1 protein-coding gene is annotated in these 804 nt (G+C 74.5%); it reads right to left on the bottom strand.

Annotation, left to right across the window (positions count from 1 at the left end; genetic code table 11):
- The coding region (locus tag AC1D12_RS34500) for a hypothetical protein (protein ID WP_477845551.1) at positions 1 to 804 on the bottom strand (804 nt) is incomplete at both ends.

The following is an 804-nucleotide window of genomic DNA, read 5'->3' as shown; positions in this document are numbered from 1 at the left end:
CAGCACCGCCATGCGCTGCAGGTCGGCCTGCAGCTCGGGCCGCGTGGCCGGGCGCAGCGGCTGGCCGGCGGCGGTCGCGGCCTGCGCGCGCTGCGGCGACACCTGCAGCGCCGCATGCTGCGGCAGCGGCTGCGGCACCAGCACGAGCTTCTGCTGGCGCAGCGCCTGCACCAGCGAACGCGGGTGGCCGAGGCGCAGGCCCAGCAGCAGCGAGGCGCGGCGCTGCAGGCCGCTGCAGTTGTCAGGCGTGCCCCACGCCGGGCGACCCGGATCGAAGCCGCCGGCGCGGTCGCGCGTCAGCCGCACGATGTCGCTGAGGTAGGCCGCCTTGTTCTCCAGCAGTAGCGATTCCAGCTCCTGCGGCGAGTGGTGGCCGAAGAACGGGCGCAGCGAGTTCTGCATGTACGTCTCGCCGTGCAGCGCCAGCAGGTGGTCCAGCGCCCGGCTCTTGCGCCGCGCCGAGCGGTCGAACGGCGGGTACACCGCCTGCTCGATCTGCGCCGCCGGGGCGAGCAGCAGCCGCTCGACGCCCGGCACGCTGTCGGGCCCGATCATCTGCGACCACAGCGTCCGGGCCGAGCCGCCGTTCACCGAGAACAGCTCGCGCAGGTGCTGCACCTGGGCCAGGCCTTGCGCGATCACCTGCTCCATCATCAGCAGGTAGGTCTGCAGCTGCTGCGCGCGCGCCCGCGCCTGCGGCGGTGCCGAGCGCGGCACGCCGTGCCGGCCGACGCCGTAGATCGCCGGCAGCAGTTGCTGCACCGAGTGGTAGCGCTGCAGGTCGCGGTGCTCGCCGCGCGGCAG

Source organism: Rhizobacter sp. P1_G5 (assembly GCF_056405435.1).
The sequence above is the reverse complement of the archived record's forward strand: the minus strand, read 5'-3'. Positions and strand labels throughout refer to the sequence as shown.